Below are 23,649 nucleotides of genomic sequence, written 5' to 3'. Positions count from 1 at the left end.
GGCGCGATGGCAGTTCATCCCGTTCCGTCACGAGCCCAAGGCGGCGTCGACCTTGTCCAGTGACGCCAGAGCCGAGCTGCGGATGTTGGTCTTGATGAAGCCGTTATCGTCCACGGCCTTGAAAAAGTCGGTATCCAGAACGCCTTTGTAGGTGGTGATGATCTGGCGGGCATCGGATTTCAGTTTGTCGCGGCTATCAGCATCCGCGGCCTGGGTCATCCTGTCCAGGGTCTCTTCGAGATCCTTGTCGATGTCATTGAGATACTCGAACAGCACGCCTGATTTGGATGGCACGTCCTCAAGGCCTTCGATATTGGCCGTGACCTTGTCGATTTCCGATTTCAGGTTCTCGATTTCCTTGCGCATGCCCAGCCGGGTTTCGATCCAGGCAGTGCGCAGGGCAACCAGCCCCTCCATCACCGAGTCTGCGGCTTCTTGCGCTGCGGCCGTTGTTTCCGCGCTGGCAGCCTGTTTCAGCAGTTCGGCGGTCTTGCCCGCAGCATGCAACGCACCGGCGAAATTGCCGGTTTTGGCGTAATCCTTGGCGGCGTTGAAGTTCATGTTGATCGCGCCCAGATCGCCGCGTTTGTCCTGTATCGCCTTGTCCACGGCTGGTTGCAGACGGGCCTCTGCGGCCAGCCATTTGGCGGCATCGTCATCGGCGGTCGGGCCGGTGGCCGCGGCGGTTGGTTCGGCGGCCATCACCTTGTTGAGCGCGGCTTCGATCCTGCCCAGCATCGTATCCGCTGCTTCAAGGTTACGATCCTTGATCTGTTGTGCCGCAGACGACAGTGCCGTCATCAGCTTGTCCTTGGCCGGGGCGGCCACATCGGCCAGTGCGGTCTTTAGGGCACCCGCACGCGCCACAAGCGCCCGCATATCGGGTTCTGTTCCGGCGGGCGGCGTTTCCTCGACTGCCGGAGCCGGAGCCGGAGCGCCCAGTTTGGCAATGGCATTTTCCAATGCGGTTATGGTCTGATCTGCCTGCTCCAGCGCCGCCGATTTGATTTGTCCGACAGCGGCGGCCATAACCCTTTTCAGCTTGTCCGCCGTTGCCGCTTCGGCGGAGGCAATCGCGGGCTGCAACGCCTTGAGGCGCGCGGCGAGCGCCGCGGGATCGCCTGCCGGAGCGTCCTCGGCAGTGGGCTCGGCGGCCGGGTCTGCGGGGGCATTTTCAGCTTCGGTTGTTTCGGGCGCGGCTTCGGCGGCCACGTCGAGATCGTTGTCTTCATCCTCCATCGTGGGGTCGGCGGGCAGATCTTCGACGTCACTGTCGACGGTGTTGCCGTCCGCGTCCAAAATCACAACGTTGACTAAAGTTTTCTGGGTTTTCAGGTATTTTTTGAGAACCTTTGCCATCTGCGGAACTGTGCGTTCACAGGTCATCTCCATGGTCCGGCCCTTGACCTCGAAGGTGCCAAAAGCAACTTTCGGACTGCTGCCCTCCTGGCGTGCCAGTTTGCCCAGCATTGCCGGGCTTTTGCGGCGATCGATCAGCAAGGTATGTTCGTTTTTGGCACCAGGGCAAAACCCGAACCCCAGGCTTCGTTTCTTTCCCAGCTTCACCAGTTTTTTTAACTCGGCGCCTTCGACTTTCAAATCTGCCATGACGTTGAAGTCTCCGTTTGCGTGTAAATTCAATTGACTTTGAGCAAACGATAAGGCTGACTTGGGGTCAAGAAATTGTTTTGCGTTGTGTGACCTGCATTACAGCGCTGCCTGATCGGAATGGGTTCAAGTGTGGTTGCGGTTGTATGGTGGCCGTCGCGAAGGGAGACACAATGGACCCGGACGTCCTGCTGAAAATTAAGGGTGATGAATCTCCCAGCGGTGAAAATCTGGAATATGACCAGACATTCACTGAAATGGAGCTTGCTGCCCAGCCGGTCGAGGAACAGCAGGTTGGCAATTCCACAAATGCCGGACACGATCCCGATTACCGCGAAGTCGTGACAAAGGCGCTGGAAGTGTTGGAGAAAAGTCACGATCTGCGGGCTGCGGTGTTTCTCTCAGATGCCATTCTGCACACTGAGGGTCTGACCGGCTTTGCCGATGCTACCACCGTCATCCGCGGTCATCTCGAACAGTTCTGGGAGACCTGCCATCCCGAGTTGGACGAGGATGACGATAACGACCCGACCATGCGTGTCAACGCGATCCAGGGATTGTGTGGACAGCCCGGGGGCCTCGCCGGTGCCGCCCCGGTCTATCGCTCGTTGAACCGCGCGCCCGTGACCGACAGTCGAGGCTTTGGTCGCTTTTCGATGCGCGACATCGATATTTCTGAGGGACAGATCGTTTTGCCCGACGGCGAAACGGGTCCGGATACCGCCACGATTGCGGCGGCCTTTCAGGACACCGATGCCGAGACGCTGACGGCCACGATGGCAGCAGTGCAGACCGCGATTCAGAACGTGCGCGCCATTGCGGCGGTTTTTGACGACAAGACACCGGGGCAGGGGCCCGAGTTGGATCCGCTGATCAAGTTGCTCGATCGGATGGCACAGCAAATCGGAAAATATACAGTGGCTCCGGCAACGGCTCCCGAAGCGGGTGACCCGGATGGTGGGCTGTCTGGCGTTGCCTCTGACGATGGTGTTCTGCCCGCGCCGGCCGCAGCCCCCGGTGAGGTCAATTCGCGTTCGGATGTCAGCGCATCACTGGACCGGATCGTCACATATTACCGGCAGAACGAACCTTCCAGCCCGATTCCGATATTGTTGGAACGGGCTAAACGACTCGTTAACGCCGATTTCTTAACGATCATGCAGGATATCGCCCCCGGTGAGGTCGAGAACGTGCGCATGCTGGGTGGCGTCGACAAGGAATGATCGCAACGCGGCGCTGCTCAGGCGTCGGCCACGGCAAAATGAAACAGGGACACCAAGGAGCATTCAATGGCGGATAGTTCACAGAAATTCATCGCGCGCAATCGCGCGCCTCGGGTGCAGATCGAGTATGACGTCGAACTGTATGGCGCCGAAAAGAAAGTTCAGTTGCCCTTTGTGATGGGCGTCATGAGCGACCTGGCGGGCAAGTCCGAAGTGGCACAGCCGGCGGTGGCCGATCGCAAGTTCCTGGAAATTGATGTCGACAATTTCGATGACCGCATGAAGTCGATGAAACCGCGCGCGGCCTTTACCGTGCCCAATACCCTCACCGGTGAGGGTAATCTGGCGGTGGATATCACCTTTGAAAGCATGGATGATTTCAGTCCCGCAGCGATCGCCGCCAAGGTTGAGCCGCTCAAGGAACTGCTCGAGGCGCGTACCCAGTTGAGTAATCTGATGACCTACATGGACGGCAAGACGGGGGCCGAGGATCTGATCAGCAAGATCATCACCGACCCGACCCTGCTGAAAACACTGGCGGCGCAACCGGCACCCAAAGCCGACAGCGACGAGGAATAGGAGACACACATGGCCGAAGAACAAGCCCAGGCAGAAGCCGGCGGTGAAGCCACCGCATTTGGATCTTCCGAATTCGCAGACCTGCTGCAAAAGGAATTTCGCCCGAAATCCGATCAGGCCAAAACCGCGGTTGAAAGCGCCGTCAAGACACTGGCTGAACAGGCTCTGGCCAATACCGCATTGATTTCGGACGATGCCCTGCGTTCTATCGAAAGCATCGTGGCTGCGTTGGACAAAAAGCTGACCGAACAGGTCAACCTGATCCTGCATCACGAAGAATATCAGCAAATGGAAAGCGCCTGGCGCGGGTTGCATTACCTGGTGAACAACACCGAAACGGATGAAATGCTGAAAATCCGTGTGATGAACATCAGCAAGAAGGACATGCACAAGACCCTGCGCAAATTCAAGGGCACCGCCTGGGACCAGTCGCCGATCTTCAAGAAGATCTATGAAGAGGAATTCGGCCAATTTGGTGGCGAACCTTATGGCACGCTGGTGGCGGATTATCATTTCGACCACAGCCCGCCCGATGTGGAATTGCTGGGTGAGATGTCCAAAATCGCCGCCGCCGCCCACGCGCCACTGATCACGGGGGCGCAACCGACCCTGTTTCAGATGGACAGCTGGTCCGAGCTGGCGAACCCGCGCGATCTGACCAAGATTTTCCAGACGCCGGAATATGCGTCGTGGCGGTCTCTGCGCGAAAGCGAAGACAGCAAATATGTCGGTCTGGCGATGCCGCGGTTTCTGGGCCGTCTGCCCTATGGATCGAAAACCGATCCGGTCGAGGCCTTTGCGTTCGAAGAGGACACCGAGGGCGCCGACAGCAGCAAATACGGCTGGGTCAATGCCGCCTATGGCATGGCGGTAAATATCAACCGGTCGTTCAAGCAATATGGTTGGTGCTCGCGTATCCGGGGTGTTGAAAGTGGCGGAGCACTGGAGAACCTGCCCAGTCACACCTTTCCGACCGACGATGGAGGCGTGGATCAGAAATGTCCCACCGAAATCGCGATTTCGGATCGGCGTGAGGCAGAACTGGCCAAGAATGGCATGATGCCTCTGATTCATCGCAAGAATTCGGATCTGGCGGCCTTTATTGGTGCGCAATCTCTGCACAAGCCCGCCGAATACGACGATCCGGATGCAACCGCCAACGCCAATTTGGCCGCGCGGCTGCCCTATCTCTTCGCGACCTGCCGGTTCGCACATTACATGAAATGCATGGTGCGCGACAAGATTGGTTCGTTCAAGAGCCGGAACGCAATGGAAAGCTGGCTTCAGGGCTGGATCAATAACTACGTCGATCAAAACGCAGATGTTTCTTCGGAATCGGTCAAGGCACGAAAACCACTCGCCGCCGCACAGGTCGTTGTCGAAGAAGTAGAGGGCAATCCCGGCTATTATTCGTCGAAATTCTTCTTGCGCCCTCACTATCAACTGGAGGGGCTTACTGTGTCCCTGCGGCTGGTATCCAAATTGCCTTCGGAAAAAGGAGCGTAATTTCGGCTCGGAGAAGGCACTATCTCCAAGAACGGCGCATGGCGCCATACACTGAAAGGATAAACTATGGAAAACGCATTTATTCAGATTACCGATGCACCTGGCGAAAGCATGGACAGCGCACACGCAGATTGGATCCCGCTCAAGTCGGTGTCATTCAACGTGGAACGGACTTTGGACATGTCCGATCTGGGCACCACCCAGCGCGGATACGCCAACGCCAACTTCGGCAAGATTGCCGTGACCAGCGAACTCAGCCTGGCCTCGCCCAAACTGATGTTGTCGGTGGCCAACGGGACCGTCCGCACGAAGACCGAGATTCACCTCTGTCGTTCGGGTGCGGGGGATACCGGGATGGAGCCCTATCTCAAGTTCACGCTGCACCATTCGGTGATCGACAAATACGAAGTGTCCGGTGGTGAAGAGCAGATCCCGGAAGAAAACTGGGAGCTGGCCTATCGTTCCATCGAGGTCGAGTACATGGCGTCCGATCCGGAAACCGGCGCTTTGGGCGACAAGACCTCGGACTTCAGCTGGAACATCATGAAAAACGAGATGGGCACCTGATCCCAACTCGCTTACATGCCCGGACATTTGTCCGGGCATGTCCTTTTTCCATTGATCTGGATTTGACGGTATGACCCCCGAAGATTTTTTGAAATCAGGCGATCCGGACGCCGCGCTTGTGGCATTGCAGGACAAGGTCCGCGCAAACCCTGCCGACCCGAAACTGCGGATTTTTCTGTTTCAGCTGCTTTGTGTGCTCGGGGACTGGAAGCGCGCGATCACCCAGCTCAAATTGAGCGCCGAGATGGACGAAGCGGCCACCATGATGGCCCAGACCTACCGCGAAGCGATCATCTGCGAAGTCTACCGTGAAAAGGTATTTGCCGGCGAAAAAGCTCCGTTGATCTTTGGCGAGCCCGAGGAATGGCTGGCGCTGTTGATCGAAGCGCAAAAAGTGTTGGCCTCCGGAGAACCAAACAAGGCGGCGGACCTGCGCGCGCGCGCCTTTGAAGCTGCCCCGGCCTGTGCGGGTGTAATCGACGGCCAGCCGTTCCAGTGGATCGCCGATGCCGACATGCGGCTGGGTCCGGTGCTCGAAATCATTGTTAACGGGCGCTATTTCTGGTTGCCTTTCAGTTCCATCGGCACGTTGGCCATGGAAGATCCGACGGATCTGCGGGATGCAGTCTGGACTGCCGCGACATTGGGCCTGAAGAACGGCGGCGAGGTCGCGGCTCTGATTCCGACCCGCTATGTGGGCACCACCGATGGCGGCGACGCGGCGGAACGGCTGGCGCGGGCGACGACCTGGACCGATACCGGTGGCGAGACCTTTGTGGGTCGCGGTCAGCGGCTGCTGACCACCGATCAGACCGACATCGCGTTGATGGATGTCCGTTCTCTGCAAATGGAGGGTGCCGAGACGGCACAGGACGGGTCGGGCGATGGCTGACAAGACCCTTGCCGAGCGATTGCAACCGTCCCTGCTGGACAGGCTGACGGATCATGAGCCCGGTGTATTGCAGGAAACACGCGAGTCTCGCGTGATCGATATTTCGCGCCTGCGCGATATTATTCAGCGCGATCTGTCCTGGTTGCTGAACACCCAGAATATCGAAGGCACTTTTGACGCCAAGGCAATGCCCAACGTGGCGCGCTCGGTCCTGAACTATGGGTTGCGCGAGGTGGCCGGTGAATTCTCGACCCAGGCGCGCGCCGAGGAAATCCGCCGCTCGATCGAAAAATCCATTGCCATTCATGAACCGCGCATCATCAAGGGGACGGTCGATGTGACGTTGTCGCCCGAAGAGGACGGTGGCGAGATGACCGTGGCGCTGATCATCCGCGCCGACATGTGGGCACAACCCCTGCCGCTGGAATTGTATCTGCGCAGCCATGTGGACGTAACAACCGGAGAAGTCTCCGTTGAAAGGAGCCGGTGACCGTCATGGATACGCGGCTGATGAAGCACTATGAAAGCGAGCTGATCTATCTGCGCGACATGGGCGCCGAGTTCTCGCAGGCCTATCCCAAGATTGCCGCCCGTCTGGGAATGGAGGGGGTTGAGGTGCTGGACCCCTATGTCGAGCGTCTGCTCGAAGGTGTCGCATTTCTGTCGGCGCGCGTGCAGTTGGAGCTGGAACTGCAATACCCGAACTTTACCAGCAACCTGCTTGAGATCATCTATCCGCATTACTTGGCACCGACCCCGTCGATGATGGTTGCGCAGTTCGAACCCGACATCTCCAATTCTGCCGTCAAAAGCGGGTATCTGTTGCCGCGTCATACGTCGTTGCGCAGCCGGTTGATGGAACGCGAAACGACCCCTTGCGAATTCCGCACCGCGTCGGATCTGACCTTGTGGCCGGTCGAGGTTGCCGAGGCCGAATATATCGACGGGCGCGGTGAACTGGTGGCTGCAGGCGTCGCCGGTCAAACCGAGGCACGCGCCGGGATCCGCCTGCGCCTGCGCCGCCTTGATAACGAACCGATGGCAGATCTGCCGATGGAGAACCTGACTTTCTACCTGGACGGCCGGGGGGGGAACAGCTGGGCCTTGCTGGAGCTTCTGTGCACTCAGACCAGCGGGATTTGTGGACGCTCGACCGACCGGCGCGCCGACTGGGCGCAACCGCTGACGGATGGCGTCGTGGTCCATCGCGGGTTTGCGCCCGAGGAATCCCTTTTGCCGGTGCAGCGGCGCGCCTTTGATGGCTATCGCTTGTTGCAGGAATATTTTGCCATGCCCGAGCGGTTCCTGTTCGTAGAGTTGCAGGGCCTGCAACCTGCACTGGCACGGACCCAAGGCCCGGAAGTTGACATTTATATCCTGCTCCGCGAGGGCAATCGCGACATTGCACCAATGGTCGTGCCCGAGGCGTTTACCCTGAACGCGGTGCCTGCGGTCAACCTGTTTCCCAAGCGCTGTGATCGGGTGCATGTCAGTGCGCGTGACACCGAACAGCATATCGTGCCCAGCCGGACCGCCGCGCTGGATTTCGAAATCTACACGTTGGACAGCGTCGTGGGGATCAGTGGCGCGGGGGCGGATGATGTAGAATTCCGCCCATTCTATTCTACCACCGACTTCACCGCCGCAGGCGAATCCCATCCGGCCTATTATACCGTGCGCCGCCGGATGCGGCAGCGTTCGGAAAAGGAACGGTTGCGCGGCGTTCGGACGTCATATCTTGGATCCGAGATGTTCCTGACGTTGGTTGATCGGGCGCAGGCACCTTATGATGCCAACCTGGACCAGCTTGCTGTCAAGGCGCTGTGCTCGAACCGGGACTTGCCGATGCTGCTGGCCACGGGCGATGCCGATGTGTTCCGGATGCCCGAAGGCGGGCCGGTCAAATCGATTCGCCTGCCCGTGTCGCCGACACGTCCGCACCCGACGTTGGCACAGGGCGACACCGCTTGGCGGCTGATCAGCCACCTCAGCCTCAACTACCTGTCTATCGCGGATTCAGGCCGGGGCGACAGCGCTGAGGCGTTGCGCGAACTGGTTGGTTTGTATGCGCCTCTGGGCGACCGCGTCACGGAAAAGCAGCTCGAGGGTATCGTTTCGGTATCCAGCCGTCCCATTGTGCGCCGGATGAGCGACGAGGTCCTGTCCACGGCGGTGCGCGGCGTCGAAATCACCCTGGGCTTTGACGAAAGCTTTTTTGAGGGCAGCAGCGTTTATGTGCTGGGGGCCGTGTTGGAACGGTTCCTGCGCCGCTATGCCACGATCAACAGTTTCACCGAAACCGTATTGAGAACACAGAAGCGTGGAGAAATCTCCAGATGGCGACCCGAGGCCGGCCTGGGCCGGATGATTTGAGCCATTTCGAAAGGCTGCAGAAAGACCCCGAAAAACATCATGTTTTTCAGGCCCTGCGTGTTATCGAAGCAGCCCATCCCGAGGCTCCAAGGCTGGGTGAGAGCCGCCGCCCGCGAGAAGATCATGTGCGTTTGGGCCAAGAGGCCGAACTGGCCTTTCCAACCTCGACCATTGCGCAGTTCAAGATGGGCATCGGCGGCCGTCCGGCCCGGCTGATCAACCGGTTCTTTGGCCTGTTCGGTCCCAATGGCCCGATGCCGCTGCATATGACCGAATATGTGCGGGACCGATCACGCAACCATCGTGATACCACCATCGTTGCCTTTGCCGACATGCTGACCCACCGGATGATGAGCCTGCTGTATCGCGCCTGGAGCACCGGCCAGCCGGCCCCCAGTTTTGACCGCGACGACGATCCGATGGCACGCAAAGTGGCCGCACTGGCCGGGTTTCACGGTACGCATCTGCGCGACCGGGACGCCATGCCCGACCTGGCCAAGCTGCATTTCGCCGGGCACCTGGCACAATCCGCGCGCAACCCCGAAGGGTTGGTTTCGATCCTTACGGCCTTTTTCGGCGTTCCGGTACGATTGCAGCAATTCGTCGGCAGCTGGCTGGATCTTGAGCCAGACGATCAATGGCGGTTGGGCAGCCCCGCGGGGCTGGGGCGCAGCACCAGCATCGGCCAAAGGGTCTGGACCCGGGGTGCCAAGTTTCGCCTGCGTGTCGGCCCTCTGAAGCTGGCCGACTATGAGCGGCTATTGCCGGGGGGGGACTCGCTCGAACGGCTGCAATCGGTGGTGCGCAACTATGCGGGCGTCACCCTGGACTGGGACATCAACCTGGTGTTGGCCGGTGACGAAATTCCCAGCGCCAGTCTGGGGGGGAGCACCCGCTTGGGCCATACCAGCTGGATCCGGGCGCGGACGGGCGAAGACCGCGATACGCCGGATGCAAAAGACCTTTTTCTTTATCCCGATACTCGACCACCGCAGGCAGCGCTGTGATGGGCAACACGATATGGAAGGACATTAAATGACCGAGATCAGCCGTATAGCGCTATTCGGAAAGCTGAATAAGCTGGGGTATCAGGCGGTCGAAAGCGCCACGGTGTTCTGCAAGATGCGGGGCAATCCCTATGTTGAGGTGGTGCATTGGATGCATCAGATCCTACAGGGGCAGGACAGCGACCTGCATCGCATCGTCGATCATTACGATCTGGATCCCGGCAAGATCGCGGCCGAGATGACGCGCGCGCTGGACGCTTTGCCGCGCGGGGCCAGCACGATCTCGGACCTGTCCGATCACCTGATGGACGCGATGGAACGGGGCTGGGTCTGGGGTTCGCTGCTGTATTCATCGTCGCAGGTGCGCACCGGACATCTGTTGCTGGGGATGCTCAAGACCCCGGCTTTGCGAAATATCCTGTCATCGATTTCGCCCGAACTGGCGCGGATCAAGCCCGATGATCTGGCGGACGAGTTTGCCAAGGCAACGGACGGTTCGCCCGAAGAACGTCTGGTGCCGCAGGACGGCAGCCACACCGGCGGCGGGGCGGAACCCGGCGAAGCCAGCGGCGCGCGCGCGGCGCAGTTGGGCGGCAGCGAAGCGCTGGACCAGTTCTGTACCGATCTGACCGAACAGGCGCGCAATGGTGAGATTGACCCAATCGTCGGGCGCGACGAGGAAATCCGCCAGATTGTCGATGTGCTGATGCGACGGCGCCAGAACAATCCGATTCTCACCGGCGAAGCCGGTGTGGGCAAGACTGCTGTGGTCGAAGGGTTTGCCCTGCGCATTGCGCGCGGCGACGTCCCACCGGCGTTGCAGAACGTGCGCCTGCTGGTGCTGGACGTAGGCCTGTTGCAGGCCGGAGCCAGCATGAAAGGTGAATTTGAGAACCGCCTGCGTCAGGTGATAGACGAGGTGCAGGCCAGCCCGACTCCGATCGTGATGTTTGTGGATGAAACCCACACCCTGGTGGGGGCGGGCGGGGCCGCCGGGACCGGCGATGCCGCCAACCTGCTTAAGCCGGCGCTGGCGCGGGGAACCCTGCGGACCATCGGGGCGACGACCTGGGCGGAATACAAGAAATATATTGAAAAGGATCCTGCCCTGACCCGGCGCTTCCAGGTCGTCCAGGTTGATGAGCCCGGAATAGAAAAGGCGATCCTGATGATGCGCGGCATCGCCTCGATGCTGGAAAAACATCACCGTGTGCAAGTGCTGGACGAAGGTATAGAAGCCGCCGTCAGCCTGTCGGCCCGCTATATTCCGGCGCGTCAATTGCCGGACAAATCGGTCAGCCTGCTGGATACAGCCTGCGCGCGGGTCGCGGTCAGCCAGCATGCGGTCCCGGCCGAGGTCGACGACAGCCGCCGCCGGATCGAGGCATTGACCACCGAACTGGACATCATCGGGCGCGACGAAACCGCCGGCTATGAGGTCGGCGACCGGCGCGAAGCGGTGGGCGCGGCCAGAGAGGCCGAAGAGGCCCGATTGGTCGATCTGACCGAGCGGTGGGAGCGCGAAAAGCTGGTGGTCGAGTCCATCCTGGACCTGCGTGCCAAGCTGCGCGAGGGCGGTGCCCCGGTCGAAGCAGAACCGGGCAGCGAAGCCGCCGAAGTCAGCCCGCTGTCTGACGAAGAGCGCGCCGCGCTGCTGGTTGAGCTGAAAGCCAAGAATGCCGAGCTGATCGAGGTGCAGGGCGAAAGCCCTCTAATCCTTCCAATCGTCGATCATCAGGCGGTGGCCAGCGTCGTCGGCGACTGGACGGGTATCCCCGTGGGCCGCATGGTCAAGGACGAAATCGAAACCATCCTGAACCTTGAAGAACACCTGGCCAAGCGCGTCATCGGACAGGATCACGCGATGCAAATGATCGCCAAGCGCATCCAGACGTCCCGCGCAGGGTTGGACAACCCTTCTAAACCCATCGGGGTGTTCCTGCTGGCCGGGACCAGCGGTGTCGGCAAGACCGAAACCGCGTTGGCGCTGGCCGAGGTGCTCTATGGGGGTGAGCAGAACGTCATTACCATCAACATGAGCGAATATCAGGAGGCCCATACCGTCAGCAGCCTGAAAGGCGCGCCTCCGGGGTATGTCGGGTATGGCGAGGGCGGGGTATTGACCGAAGCGGTGCGGCGAAAACCCTATTCCGTGGTGCTGCTGGATGAAGTTGAAAAGGCCCATCCTGACGTACACGAGATCTTTTTCCAGGTCTTTGACAAGGGCGTGATGGAGGATGGCGAAGGCCGGGTGATCGACTTCAAGAACACCCTTATCCTGCTGACCAGCAACGCGGGCAGCGATCTGATCATGGACCTGTGCTCGGATCCCGACCTGCTGCCGGAACCCGAAGGCATCGCCAAGGCGCTGCGCGATCCGTTGTTGAAAATTTTCCCCGCCGCCCTGCTGGGCCGTCTGGTGACCATCCCGTATTATCCATTATCGCCGCATATGATCGCAGAGATTACCAAGCTTCAGCTGGGTCGCATCCAGAAACGTGTCCAGACCAGCCATGGGGTGCCGTTCGAATTTACCGACGCGGTGGTCGACACCATCGTGGAACGCTGTCAGGAACTGGAAAGTGGCGGGCGCATGATCGACGCCATCGTGACCAACACGATGCTGCCCGAAATTTCGGCCGAATTTCTGCGCCGGATGATGGAAGGGGGTGTCGTGACCAAGGTTGCCATCGACTCGGACGGCACAAATTTCTCATATGCGTTCGAGTAAAGCCGGAACATAGACCCAGACCAAGGAGAGGCGGACGTGCAGACGACCCCAGATATCAATCAATCGACGACGCTGCGGGAAAAAGCACTGGAGTTTGTTGAACGAGACAGTATCAAAAACGCGATTCTGGGCGTCATCATCTTCAACGCGGTGACCCTGGGGATGTCGACCTCGGAAAACATCAACGGCGTGATCGGCCCGGCGCTGAAGGTGATTGATCAGGTCGTGTTGATGATCTTTGTCGCGGAGCTGGCGCTCAAATTCTTTGCCTATGGCATAAAGGGCTTTTTCGCCAACCCGTGGAACATCTTCGACTTCATCGTGGTGGGCCTGGGCCTGCTGCCTGACAAGGGCGGATTGTCGGCCCTGCGCGGGTTGCGGGTGATCCGGGCGATGCGCCTGTTGTCCGTGATCCCGCAGATGCGGGCGGTGGTGCAGGCCCTGCTGGATGCACTGCCCGGAATGGGCGCGGTGATCATCATGATCTCGATCGTATTTTATGTCTTCGGGGTGATGGCGACCTTGATGTACGGGCATGATTTTAATGAATGGTTCGGCACGCTGGGACGCAGCCTGTATTCGCTGTTCCAGATCATGACGCTGGAAAGCTGGTCCATGGGCATCGTGCGCCCGGTGATGGAGGTGCATCCATACGCCTGGGCCTTCTTCGTGCCCTTCATCATCATCACCGCGTTCTCGGTTCTGAACCTTTTCATCGGTCTGTTGGTGAACACCATGCAGGCCGCCGTGGAAGAAGAAAACGAGGCCGAGTTTGAAAACCTGCGCGAATTGGTCAAGAGCGAGACTGATATCGTCGATGCGCATGTCACCGAGATGCTGTCAGAAATCCGTGCGTTGCGGGCTGAAATTGCCGAACTCAAGGGAGGGGCCAAATGACCGGCAGCGCGCAAAAGTTCATTGCGCGCAACCGCGCGCCCCGGGTGCAGATCGAGTATGATGTCGAGCTGTACGGGTCCGAGAAAAAGGTCCAGCTGCCCTTTGTCATGGGGGTGATGTCCGATCTGGCGGGCAAATCGAACGTTGCGCAACCATCGATCGAGAACCGCAAGTTTCTGGAAATCGACGTGGACAATTTCGATGAGCGGATGCAGGCGATGCAGCCGCGTGCGGCGTTCAGCGTGCCCAACACTTTGACCGGGGAGGGAAACCTTGAGGTCGATCTGACGTTCGAAGCGATGGACGACTTTTCACCCCAGGCGATTGCCGCCAAAATCGAACCGCTCCGAAAATTGTTACAGGCCCGGACCGAGTTGGCCAATCTGGCAACCTATATGGATGGCAAAGTCGGTGCCGAAACGCTGATCGAACGTATCCTGCAAGATCCGACATTGCTGCAGTCCCTGTCGTCGATGGCCCTTTCTGACGACCAGACAGACGCGGCACTCGACGCACTGCGCGCTGCGGCTCCGGAAGAAGACATCGAGCAGGACCAGGCCACAGCCGCGCTGAATGCTCTGCGTGCAACCGCACCGCAGGACGTTGCGGCCAAGGACGAAGTCGAAGGAGCGTTGGATGCGCTGCGCACTGTGGCCCCAACAGAAAAGCCAGATAACGATGAAACGGCTTCGGCTCTGGACGCACTGCGCGCGGCTGCCCCAGAGCAGGATGACGCCGAGGATCAGGCCGGGGCAACATTGGAGGCACTGAGAAACGCCGCACCGACGGACCCAGAACCCCAGGACAACACGACCTCCGCCTTGGACGGACTGCGCAGTTCGGCAGCAGAAGAACCGGAACCGGAAAGCACAGCAGATGCGGCATTGGAAGGGTTGCGATCGGTTGCCGCCGATGCGCCCGAGGGGGCAGACAGTGCGGATGAGGCGTTGGAGGGATTGCGCGCCACGGCTCCCCCGGAGCCCGAAGCCGACAATAGCGCAGATGCCGCGCTGGATCATCTGCGCGACACACCGCTGCCCGAAACCCAGCCCGAGACGGCGGTCCAGGCAACGTTAGAGGGGTTGAAAGAGACCGCACCCCCAGATGCGGATAAAGACGACACCAGCCAGGATGTGCTGGCCGCGCTGGCAGAGGCTCCGATCGCGGATGGTGAGCCGGTTGCGGTCGCAGATGATGTGCTGTTTAGCCTGCGCGACGAGAGCGATGATAAGGCACCGCAACCAGATACCCGGCAGGATGCGCTGGCCAATCTGATGGTCGATCCGCCAGAGGTCGACGCGCCCGATACAACGATGACGGACGCGCTGGCAGGGTTGACGGCCCCCGACGAACATGTCGCTGAGGAACCCGATGTCAACGCGGCGCTCGCCTCGCTGGCCGAGGTGGCCCCACCGGAAGAGGGCAATACTGGCGCGGTGCTGGCGGATCTGGTCGACACGGCACCCGAACCGGTGGCGCAGACCGACACAACAGGCGCTGCATTGGACAGCCTCGCCCAGATCGACGCGCCTGCCGAAACAGACGGCGACAGTAACGGCGCACCGCTGGCCGAACTTGCAGATACCCCGTCCGACCCGGCATATACAGTGAATACCACGCCGCCCGCCCTGGACGAGCCTGCCGGGATCGAGGCGGGCCGAGAGCCAGTGCCCGACGAATCCGACGGCACGCTGGAAGATCTGGCGCGTGACGACGTTGCAGGCGGCGACCCGGCAGCGACGGGCCTGGACGATCTGGACGATCTGCTGGGTGCCGGTTCCGACCCGGATCCGCTTGACGAGTTCAGTGCTCTGTCCAATGATCCGGTGGCGGCGGAAGCCGAAATTAGGGATTTGTCGGTGGCCGACATCGGCGATTCGGATGCAAGCGGCTATCTGGATGATCTGTTGGACGCCAGCGCGCTCAATCAGCCTTCTGATGCTTTGACGAATGACGTACCGGACATCGGCACCGATGATCTTGATGGTTTGAACGATCTGGAAGACTTGCTGGATGCCGACACCGGCCCAGATCCGCTGGATGACCTGACCTCTCCTGCCCTGGACGCGCTTCAAGCTGAGCGGGCGGGCCCTTCCGTGGGTGATGCCGACACGGCAAGTGCCGGGGATGATCTGGACGATCTGTTGGGCGACGTCGCCGCAGAGTCTGCGTCGGAACCTGCCGATCTGTCGGAGCCCGCTGGAACGGCTGATGATCTTGATGACCTGGACAGCCTGCTTGCCGAGCCAACGGATCTGGATGCCGAGCATCCAGCGGCGGATGAATCGCACGACCTGGAGCCAACTGAACGCCCCACGACTCCGGTGTCCGATCCGGAGGAGACCGATGACCTGGACGATTTGTTGTCGGATCTGGGTGGTGAAACGGAAGATGGGACATCACAGGCTGACGCGGATCGGATGCCATCGGATGTCGTGGCGGAGGAGGCTTTGGAAACCAGCACGGCAGCGCGTGACGGGCTGGATGACCTGTTGTCCGATCTGGACGTTCAGGATGCGTCTGCCGACATCCCGGAATCCGCGCCGCCAGCGAAGGCAGGCCCAGAGGCGGAATTCGCCTTTGGTGTCATGACGGGCGCGCGTCCCGATGCGCAGCGGTTGAACCGCAAGCGGTTTCGGATGGCGGTGATGGGCGACTTTTCCGGACGCGCAGCGCGCGGGCTGATCGAAATCGGCGATGCGCTGGCGGCCCGCCCGGCCATTCAGCTGGATCCGGATACGGTCGACGAGGTAATATCCGGCTTTGGCACGACCCTGATGCTGCCGATTGGCAAGGAGGGGGCAGGTGTCGAGGTTGTGCTGGGCGAGTTGGACGACCTGCACCCGGACGAGCTGTATGAAAAGGTCGGGATTTTTTCTGAACTGGTTGGGCTGCGCGCACAATTGTCCAGCGGGGCCACCGCCGAACACGCGGCCAAGACCTTGCGCGCATGGGGCGAGGAACATGGCACACCTGTCGCACCGGCGCGTCGCACATCGTCGGGCAATGCGGTGCCCGCCGACCGGCGGTTGAGCGATTTCCAGAAACTGATCGGGGACACCACCGCTCGTCTGACTCAGCCCTCGCCGGTGGAGGACCTTCTGGCGCGTATCGTCGGCCCCCATATCCGTGCGGTTCCCGACGCGGACGCGATGGCGATGCAGGCCGCGGTGGATCAGGCGTTGTCCGCTGCCATGCGTCTTGTATTGCACCACCCCGAGTTTCAGTCGATCGAATCCCAGTGGCGCTCGATCGATCTGATCGCGCGCAGCATCGAGGTCGACGATACGCTCGAGGTCGTATTGTACGACATTTCCGCAGAAGAGATCGCCGCCGATCTGGCCAGCGTCGACGACCTGACCCAAAGCGGCTTTGCGCGGCTTTTGACCGAATCTCCACTGGACGAGGAAACCGGAAGAGGTGGGTATTCGGCGTTGATCGGGCTGTATACTGTCGAGGAAACTCCGCCCCATGCCGAGCTGTTGGGCCGGATCGCGCGGGTCGCGGCCCATGTGGACGCACCTTTTCTGGCGGCTCTGTCGCCCGCCTTTATGGATATCGCGAAAGAGGATCGGCATCCGCTGGTGGCCACTGCATGGGACACGCTGCGCGCGATGCCCGAGGCCGGGCATCTCGGTTTGCTGTCGCCGCGCTTCCTGTTGCGGCGACCCTATGGTGCCAAATCCGAACCGATCTATGAGTTTGAGTTCGAAGAATTCACCATGGCGGACGGGTTGTCCGGCATGCTGTGGGCGAACCCGGTGGTTCTGGCTGCAATTCTGCTGGCCAAATCCTATCGCGAAAACGGCGTGGGTATGGGGCTGGGCGGGATCATGTCTCTTGGCGATATGCCCTATCATTTTGTCACCGACCGCTATGGCGATCAGGTTGCCTTGCCCTGTACGGAACGCAATCTGACGCTGGAAAAGGTTGAAAAGGTGATGGCACGGGGCGTGATGCCGGTGGTATCTATCAAGGGGCGTGACGAAATCCGGCTGGCCTCGTTTCAGTCGCTGGCCGGGGGCGATATTCTGGGGCCGTGGTCCGATGTGCCGCCGCCACCGCCCTCACCGCCCAAACCTGCACCCGTGATGGCACCGGAACCGGTAGAGCAGGCCGAGGATGCGGAGGACGATCTGGGGCTGGATGATTTGCTGGCAGGGTTTGGGGACGACCAGCCGGCGGTCGAAGGCGAGGCGGGCAGCGACGACATCGATGCCGACCTGGCCGCATTGTTGGAGGATTTATAGTGGTTATTACCGATTTAAATGCGTTTTACCGTTGTGGCCCGGATCGTTTCGAAGGGACAGCTCATGCCTGATTACAAACCGTTCAGGGACTCGCGAAGCTGGTTGTCGGGTGATTTTTCGTGGCCCGAGCCCGCCGGTGAATACGGCCCAAATCTTTACCGGGCGGTCATCGACGAAGGGCTCAGCAAGTTGACCGAGATGACCGTGCTGATCCGCAGCCAATGTGAGAATGCAGACATAGCCGAGATTGTCGGTCGCAGCCTGCGTGTGCATGTGATGACCGAGGATGAAAACGAACGGGTCTTTTCCGGCCTGTGCGTCTCGGTTGAAGAAATCGGTTATTTCGAAGGCAACTGGTACTATCTGGCCGAGGTTCGCCCCTGGTTCTGGATGCTGACCAGGACCCAGGATTGTCGGGTGTTCCAGGAAAGGACGGCGGTCGAAATCATCAAGCAGATCTTTGAGGATCACGGGTTCTCTGATTACGAAGATGCCCTCACGGGACGCTATGACCCGCGCACCTATTGCGTGCAATATCGTGAAAGCGACTACGATTTCCTGTGCCGCCTGATGGAAGAGGAAGGTATCTATTTCTATTTCAAGAACGATCTGAATTCAGAAGCCGTCGAAAAGCTGGTGCTGAGCGATTCAATCAGCGCCCATGATGCGGTTCCCGGCCATGCCACCATAGATTATCACGCCCGTCAAATGGATCGTGGCGCCGAGACCGGGCGCGAGGATCATATCGCCGAATGGGTCAAGCAGGAACGCGTGACCCGTGGCAAGTTCACCCTGAACGATTTCGATTTCAAATTGCAGGACGCCGATCTGGAATTTGAACATGCTATTGCATCGGGATCGCACAATCATAAAACCTATGAGGTTTATGATTACCTGGGGCATCACCGCTATCCCGGCGTTTACAACGATGACAAGATGCTGGGCGAAAAATACGCGACTGTCAGAATGGAAGCGGAAACCGCCCGCTTTCAGCAGTTTCGGGGGGCCGCCAATGTGCGGGCCCTGGCGGCGGGACAGACCTTTGAGATGTCTGGACATCCGGACGACGATGCCAATGTTCCATATCTGATCGTGTCAGCCGAACATTTCGTACAGGATCAGAACTTTCTGCAGGCCGTACATGAAAAGAAAGTCGGCGCCAGGCTTTCCGAGGTAAAGCGGCACGGCGTCGAGAAATTTCTTCAGACAGAGATGATCCACAGGGGGCGCGAGACCCGCCGGGATCTGGTGATGATGCCGCGCGACTTTCCGGAAGCAATGGCAAATGACGCCTTTGGTGGTACCTTCCGCGCGATCCCCAAGTCGACGCAGTTTCGCGCCCCGATCAAAACACCCTGGCCGAAAATCGCGGGGCCGCATACTGCGACCGTTGTCGGCAAGGCGGGCGAAGAAATCGACACCGACGAATTCGGACGCATCAAGATTCAGTTTCACTGGGATCGTGAGGGCCAGAAGGACGAGAACTCGTCTTGCTGGGTGCGGGTGATGACGCCATGGTCCGGTACCGATTACGGTATGGTGGCCATACCCCGCATGGGCCAGGAGGCGGTGATCCAGTTCGAAGAAGGCGATCCCGACCGGCCGATCTGTACCGGGATGATTTACAATGCCTGGCAAAAGGCACCTTATGATTATCCCGACGACAAGACCCAGTTGGGTATTCGTACCAAATCGACCAAAGAAGGCGGTGCGGATGAGTATAACGAACTGATGTTCGAGGATGAAAGGGGCGAGGAACTGATGCGCGTGCAGGCGCAAAAGGACCACCAGATGCTGGTCAAGAACAAGTCCGTGGTCACCATCGGTCAGGATGAGGTCGACGCCGGGGATCATGATGACGAAGGCAGCCTGAGCGAGGTGATCCGCAACCACGTCACCCGCACCATCCAGGAGGGCAATCACTATCACACGATCTCGACCGGCGACGAGGAATTCAAGATCGAGACCGGCAGCCAGACCATCGAGATCGCCACCGACAAGACCCAGACGATCACCGAGAACTACACGACGACCGTGGAAAACGGCGATCATGGCACCGAGGTATTGTCCGGGAACATGGCGGTCGCTGTCGCCTCGGGCAAGGTTGAAATCGAGGCCGCCCAGAGCATCGAGCTGAAGGTTGGCGGCTCTTCGATCAAGATCGAACCGGCCAAAATCACGATCAAGAGCACGATGATTGACATCAAAGGCAGTGCCAAGGTCGATGTGAACGGCGCGATGACCAATGTGAAAGCCAGCGGGATACTTGTCCTCAAAGGCTCTCTGACAAAGATCAACTAGGTGGCACCATGAACCCGCGTTTCAAAGATCTCGTCAAAATTCCCAAGGATCCTGCGATCAAGCAATTGTCGCAGGCCAATGTTGTTCTGCGCACGCCGCTGCAATCCTCTGCCAGCGCCTCGCCCGAACAGGTGCTGGACGAACTCGAAACCAAACAGGCCTGGCTGGATATGTTGATGTTGCTTGCGGTGCTGTTGCCGCCCCGCGAACGGGTCTGGTGGGCCTGTCTTGCGGCGCGCGACTACATCGGTCCGAAATCGGACAAGGACCCGCCGTCTCTGGCGCGGTCCGAGGAGTGGGTTTTCACGCCTGACGAAGATAACCGCGAGGCCGCCCGTGCCACGCTGGACCATGCCTATGTCGATGACGAAACCGTACATTGTGCCACGGCCGTGCTGTATGCCGACGGTACGCTGGGCCCCGGCGATCTGGCTCAGTATCCTGCACCGGCGGGCGCGGCCGAAGCGTCGGTATTTGCAATGAATGTGGTAGCGTTGGGGGAACTATCTGATAGGTTCGATGAACATATCCAGGTGTTGATCGACCGCGCTCTGGACATTGCCCGCGGCGGCAGCGGTCGGGTCGCGGTGAGAGAGCCGGAAAAGGAGGCAAGCAGATGACAAAACCCCAGGCGCGCGTTGGTGACAACGTTCTGTGCGCCATGTTTGCCCCGTCGCCCGCCGGACCGGTGCCGGGAACTTCGGCGATCATTCCGCCTTGTGCGCCCACCGTTCTCGTCGGCAATATGCCTGCGGCGCGGATTGGCGATCTGCACCCTTCTGGCCTTGGCCCTCATCCCAACGTGATGGCATCGGCCACAGTGATTATCTCGAACATGCCGGCATCGCGGATTGGCGATTCCACCGGCTGTGGCGGAGCGATCCTTAAGGGTGAATTCACTGTATTGACCGGAGGATAGGCGCCTAGATGCCTGTCACGTTGAAATTCCAGTCCTCGGGAACGGTTCCGGGTAATGCGCACCCCGTACAGATGCACGGCGGCAGCCTGACCCTGGGGCGTGGCCCAGGCAATGACCTGGTTCTGCCCGATCCCGACCGCCTGTTGTCCAAGAGCCATTGCGTGATCGAGGACCACAACGGAAACGTGGTGATCGTGGATCTGTCGACCAACGGCACTTTCCTGAACTACTCCAAGATCCCGTTGGGACGTGGCCCCACGCCGCTCAACAACGGGGACGTACTGGCGCTGGGATCCTACGAGCTGGTGGTGGAAATCACGGCCGATCTGAAAGATCCCGGCGATCTGATTGCCGGCCCGGCGGCGCAGGGGCCCGCCTCGCACGGCAATGCTGCCAATGCGCCCGATCCCCTGGCTTTGCTGGACGACGCCGGTCCGGGCGGTGATTTTCTCGACGATCTGCTGGGTGCAGAAGCGACTCCGACCGGCCCGTCTCAGTTAAAACCGGTGGACCCGATCGACGAATTGCTGCCCCCGCTGGGCGAGGACGAAGACCCGTTCTTTCAGAAACCCAGTGACGGGCGCGAAGGGGAAGGCGCAAGCGCGCCAATGCACACCCCTTCGGCCCAGGACAGTTTCACGCCGCAAAACGCAGGTGCCAGCCTGATCCCGGATGACTGGGATGACCTGCTGGACGTTGGCGGTGCGTCGCCCGAACCCGATATGCCAAAAACCGTTCTGCCGCCGCAGCAGGCGGCACCGGCGCAACCGGAATCCGTTCCGCGCAAATCCCCGCCCGTCCTGCCCAAGGTGGCAGACGGCCCGGTCGATCCGGACGCCCCTGTCGACACTGACGCCGCACGGGCCTTTCTGCGGGCCGCTGGGGCCGAGGAGTTGGCCATTGCCGATGCCGATATGGTCACCACCATGGCGCGTATGGGCCGGGTGATGAAAACCCTGGTGACGGGCTTGCGTGAAATCCTGATGACCCGGACGTCGATTAAAAGCGAGTTCCGCATACAACAGACGATGATCAGCGCGGGGGGCAACAACCCGCTGAAGTTCTCGATCAGCCCGGAACAGGCGGTCGAGGCGATGATCAAGCCCGGCGCGCGCGGGTATCTCAGCGCCGAAACCGCCGCCGAGCAGGCGCTGGATGACATCAAGGCGCACGAGATCGCGATGGTCACCGGCATGGAGGCGGCGTTGAAAGGGGTGCTTGCACGGCTGGATCCTCAGGAACTGGCCGGCAAGATCGAGACCACTGGCGGTTTGGGCAGCCTACTCAAGGGCAGAAAGACGCGCTATTGGGAAGTCTACGAAAAGATGTATGCCGACATATCCGACCAGGCCGAAAACGATTTTCACGATCTGTTCAGCCGCGAATTCGCACGGGCCTACAAGGACCAGCTGGACAAGTTGAAAGACCGGTCCGAATAAAAGGGAGAGATCATTGTCCTGGGACAGCAAGGTGCTTTGGACCGAGGGACTGTTTCTACAGCCCCATCATTTCCAGCAGTCGGATCGGTATACCGAGGCGCTGGTCACCGGCTTGGCGCGCCGCATCCGACCCTATGGCTGGGGTGTGTCCGCGTTGGACATCGATGACGAGGTGCTCAAGGTCGGTCAGTTCGCGCTGAGGTCCTGTACCGGTCTGACCCAGGATGGCACGGTGTTTCGGGTGCCGATGGCAGACGATCACCCGCCGGCGCTGGAAGTGCCCGAAACCATCAAGGATTGCGTGGTCTATCTGACGGTTCCGCAGCGGCGGCAGGGCGCGGTCGAGGTCGATCTGTCCGGCGCCGAGATGTCAGCCAGCCGTCTGCGCCCCGGCGAGATCGAAGTCACCGACACAATGGGCCAGCAGAAAAAGCCGGTGACTTTGGGCGTTGGCAAGATGCGGCTGCAATTCGCCTTGGCCGTTGACGATCTGGCCGACCGGCTGGCGATTCCGGTGGCGCGTATCATCGAGGTCCGCCCGGACAAGGAGATCATCCTCGATCAGGCGTTCATTCCCAGTTGCCTGGACGTGCGCGCGGCCCAACCGCTGGACGGATTTGTGCGCGAGCTCGAAGGGCTGCTGTCGCACCGTATGCAGGCATTGGCCGGGCGTCTTTCCGAGGGCGGCGGCGCGCGTGGTGTGGCCGAGGTTTCCGATTTTCTGTTGCTGACGGTGATCAACCGGATGATTCCGGTGATCCGCCACATGACCAATATCGAAAACCTGCACCCCGAGGATCTGTATCGCACCTGTGCCGGGCTGGCGGGCGAGCTGTCGGTGTTCATGACCGCCGAAAAGGCTGCGCCGCAATTTCCGCCCTATCAGCATGACGATCTGTCTCGCAGCTTTTCGCCGGTGATCCGGACGCTGCGGCAATATCTCAGCTCGGTACTGGAACAGACGGCGATCCCGATCAAGCTGGAAGAGCGCAAATATGGCATCAGCGTCGGCGTGATCGCAGATCGCAAACTGTTGGGCAATGCCGGGTTCGTGCTGGCGGTGGATGCGGACATTCCGGCCGAGGACGTGCGCCGGCACTTTGCCGGACAGGCCAAGATCGGCCCGGTCGAGGAAATCCGCCAGCTGGTCAACTCGGCCCTGCCGGGGATTACCCTGCGCCCGATGCCAGTGGCGCCTCGGCAAATTCCGTACCATGCCGGGGTAGTCTATTTCGAGATGGACGCGGCCAGCCCATACTGGAGCAAGATGACCACATCCGGTGGCATCGCGGTGCATGTCTCGGGGCAATATCCGGGATTGAAAATGGAGCTTTGGGCCATCCGCAACAGCTGAGGA

The 23,649-nt window shown here is 60.1% G+C and carries 17 protein-coding genes and 1 pseudogene; 17 read left to right on the top strand and 1 reads right to left on the bottom strand.

Features of this window, described 5'->3' with window-relative positions:
* Window positions 1-27: 27 nt before the first annotated feature.
* Complete coding sequence (locus tag NANH_RS0111610; RefSeq protein WP_027262196.1) at window positions 28-1,608, bottom strand: hypothetical protein; 1,581 nt, start codon at window positions 1,606-1,608, stop codon at window positions 28-30.
* 173 nt (window positions 1,609-1,781) lie between these two features.
* Between NANH_RS0111610 and tssA the strand changes: the two genes are divergently transcribed.
* The 17 genes and pseudogenes from tssA (at window position 1,782) to tssK (ending at window position 23,646) form a co-directional block, all read left to right on the top strand.
* Window positions 1,782-2,831, top strand: a complete 1,050-nt coding sequence (tssA, locus tag NANH_RS0111605; RefSeq protein WP_027262195.1) for a type VI secretion system protein TssA — start codon at window positions 1,782-1,784, stop codon at window positions 2,829-2,831.
* Between the two features lie 66 nt (window positions 2,832-2,897).
* The gene (gene tssB, locus NANH_RS0111600; RefSeq protein WP_027262194.1) at window positions 2,898-3,410 is read left to right on the top strand and encodes a type VI secretion system contractile sheath small subunit; all 513 of its coding nucleotides are present in this window, start codon (window positions 2,898-2,900) and stop codon (window positions 3,408-3,410) included.
* Between the two features lie 9 nt (window positions 3,411-3,419).
* Window positions 3,420-4,916 carry a type VI secretion system contractile sheath large subunit gene (gene tssC / locus NANH_RS0111595; RefSeq protein ID WP_027262193.1) on the top strand — a complete coding sequence of 499 codons (1,497 nt, stop codon included), beginning with the start codon at window positions 3,420-3,422 and terminating at the stop codon, window positions 4,914-4,916.
* Between the two features lie 66 nt (window positions 4,917-4,982).
* Window positions 4,983-5,483 carry an Hcp family type VI secretion system effector gene (locus tag NANH_RS0111590; RefSeq protein WP_027262192.1) on the top strand — a complete coding sequence of 167 codons (501 nt, stop codon included), beginning with the start codon at window positions 4,983-4,985 and terminating at the stop codon, window positions 5,481-5,483.
* A 70-nt stretch (window positions 5,484-5,553) separates the two neighbouring features.
* Window positions 5,554-6,375, top strand: a complete 822-nt coding sequence (locus NANH_RS0111585) for a type VI secretion system accessory protein TagJ (RefSeq protein WP_027262191.1) — start codon at window positions 5,554-5,556, stop codon at window positions 6,373-6,375.
* Window positions 6,368-6,865 (top strand): type VI secretion system baseplate subunit TssE, encoded by a 498-nt coding sequence (gene tssE / locus NANH_RS0111580; RefSeq protein WP_027262190.1) that lies wholly within the window; start codon window positions 6,368-6,370, stop codon window positions 6,863-6,865. Before NANH_RS0111585 ends, tssE begins: the two co-directional genes overlap by 8 nt.
* 5 nt (window positions 6,866-6,870) lie before the next feature.
* Window positions 6,871-8,748 (top strand): type VI secretion system baseplate subunit TssF, encoded by a 1,878-nt coding sequence (gene tssF, locus NANH_RS0111575; protein WP_027262189.1) that lies wholly within the window; start codon window positions 6,871-6,873, stop codon window positions 8,746-8,748.
* Window positions 8,712-9,755 carry a type VI secretion system baseplate subunit TssG gene (gene tssG, locus NANH_RS0111570; RefSeq protein WP_027262188.1) on the top strand — a complete coding sequence of 348 codons (1,044 nt, stop codon included), beginning with the start codon at window positions 8,712-8,714 and terminating at the stop codon, window positions 9,753-9,755. Before tssF ends, tssG begins: the two co-directional genes overlap by 37 nt.
* Before the next feature lie 28 nt (window positions 9,756-9,783).
* Window positions 9,784-12,486 carry a type VI secretion system ATPase TssH gene (gene tssH, locus NANH_RS0111565; RefSeq protein WP_027262187.1) on the top strand — a complete coding sequence of 901 codons (2,703 nt, stop codon included), beginning with the start codon at window positions 9,784-9,786 and terminating at the stop codon, window positions 12,484-12,486.
* A 36-nt stretch (window positions 12,487-12,522) separates the two neighbouring features.
* Complete coding sequence (locus NANH_RS0111560) at window positions 12,523-13,383, top strand: ion transporter (protein WP_051372383.1); 861 nt, start codon at window positions 12,523-12,525, stop codon at window positions 13,381-13,383.
* Window positions 13,380-13,856, top strand: a pseudogene (gene tssB, locus NANH_RS29320) (type VI secretion system contractile sheath small subunit); the annotation flags it as partial. The gene NANH_RS0111560 and the pseudogene tssB (NANH_RS29320), both read left to right, overlap by 4 nt.
* A complete protein-coding gene (locus NANH_RS29700; RefSeq protein ID WP_322786817.1) occupies window positions 13,857-17,633 on the top strand; it encodes a type VI secretion system contractile sheath domain-containing protein in 3,777 nt (1,258 codons plus the stop codon).
* Window positions 17,634-17,696: 63 nt separating this feature from the next.
* Complete coding sequence (locus NANH_RS0111550) at window positions 17,697-19,934, top strand: type VI secretion system Vgr family protein (protein WP_027262184.1); 2,238 nt, start codon at window positions 17,697-17,699, stop codon at window positions 19,932-19,934.
* 8 nt (window positions 19,935-19,942) lie between these two features.
* Complete coding sequence (locus NANH_RS0111545) at window positions 19,943-20,554, top strand: DUF6931 family protein (protein ID WP_027262183.1); 612 nt, start codon at window positions 19,943-19,945, stop codon at window positions 20,552-20,554.
* Window positions 20,551-20,853 (top strand): PAAR domain-containing protein, encoded by a 303-nt coding sequence (locus NANH_RS0111540; protein WP_027262182.1) that lies wholly within the window; start codon window positions 20,551-20,553, stop codon window positions 20,851-20,853. The genes NANH_RS0111545 and NANH_RS0111540 overlap by 4 nt, the downstream gene beginning before the upstream one ends.
* Before the next feature lie 8 nt (window positions 20,854-20,861).
* Window positions 20,862-22,292 carry a type VI secretion system-associated FHA domain protein TagH gene (tagH, locus tag NANH_RS0111535; protein ID WP_027262181.1) on the top strand — a complete coding sequence of 477 codons (1,431 nt, stop codon included), beginning with the start codon at window positions 20,862-20,864 and terminating at the stop codon, window positions 22,290-22,292.
* Between the two features lie 13 nt (window positions 22,293-22,305).
* The gene (tssK, locus tag NANH_RS0111530) at window positions 22,306-23,646 is read left to right on the top strand and encodes a type VI secretion system baseplate subunit TssK (RefSeq protein WP_027262180.1); all 1,341 of its coding nucleotides are present in this window, start codon (window positions 22,306-22,308) and stop codon (window positions 23,644-23,646) included.
* Window positions 23,647-23,649: the final 3 nt, after the last annotated feature.

It is taken from the genome of Sedimentitalea nanhaiensis DSM 24252 (assembly GCF_000473225.1).
GTDB classification, from domain to species: Bacteria; Pseudomonadota; Alphaproteobacteria; order Rhodobacterales; family Rhodobacteraceae; genus Sedimentitalea; species Sedimentitalea nanhaiensis.
The sequence above is the reverse complement of the archived record's forward strand: the minus strand, read 5'-3'. Positions and strand labels throughout refer to the sequence as shown.

Coding starts and splice junctions, on each gene's coding strand:
- tssE (WP_027262190.1), top strand. CDS start 6,368: ATGGCTGACAAGACCCTTGCCGAGCGATTGCAACCGTCCCTGCTGGAC.
- NANH_RS0111585 (WP_027262191.1), top strand. CDS start 5,554: ATGACCCCCGAAGATTTTTTGAAATCAGGCGATCCGGACGCCGCGCTT.
- tssC (WP_027262193.1), top strand. CDS start 3,420: ATGGCCGAAGAACAAGCCCAGGCAGAAGCCGGCGGTGAAGCCACCGCA.
- NANH_RS0111540 (WP_027262182.1), top strand. CDS start 20,551: ATGACAAAACCCCAGGCGCGCGTTGGTGACAACGTTCTGTGCGCCATG.
- NANH_RS0111590 (WP_027262192.1), top strand. CDS start 4,983: ATGGAAAACGCATTTATTCAGATTACCGATGCACCTGGCGAAAGCATG.
- NANH_RS0111550 (WP_027262184.1), top strand. CDS start 17,697: ATGCCTGATTACAAACCGTTCAGGGACTCGCGAAGCTGGTTGTCGGGT.
- tagH (WP_027262181.1), top strand. CDS start 20,862: ATGCCTGTCACGTTGAAATTCCAGTCCTCGGGAACGGTTCCGGGTAAT.
- tssA (WP_027262195.1), top strand. CDS start 1,782: ATGGACCCGGACGTCCTGCTGAAAATTAAGGGTGATGAATCTCCCAGC.
- tssF (WP_027262189.1), top strand. CDS start 6,871: ATGGATACGCGGCTGATGAAGCACTATGAAAGCGAGCTGATCTATCTG.
- tssB (WP_027262194.1), top strand. CDS start 2,898: ATGGCGGATAGTTCACAGAAATTCATCGCGCGCAATCGCGCGCCTCGG.
- NANH_RS29700 (WP_322786817.1), top strand. CDS start 13,857: ATGGCCCTTTCTGACGACCAGACAGACGCGGCACTCGACGCACTGCGC.
- NANH_RS0111545 (WP_027262183.1), top strand. CDS start 19,943: ATGAACCCGCGTTTCAAAGATCTCGTCAAAATTCCCAAGGATCCTGCG.
- tssH (WP_027262187.1), top strand. CDS start 9,784: ATGACCGAGATCAGCCGTATAGCGCTATTCGGAAAGCTGAATAAGCTG.
- tssG (WP_027262188.1), top strand. CDS start 8,712: ATGGCGACCCGAGGCCGGCCTGGGCCGGATGATTTGAGCCATTTCGAA.
- NANH_RS0111610 (WP_027262196.1), bottom strand. CDS start 1,608: ATGGCAGATTTGAAAGTCGAAGGCGCCGAGTTAAAAAAACTGGTGAAG.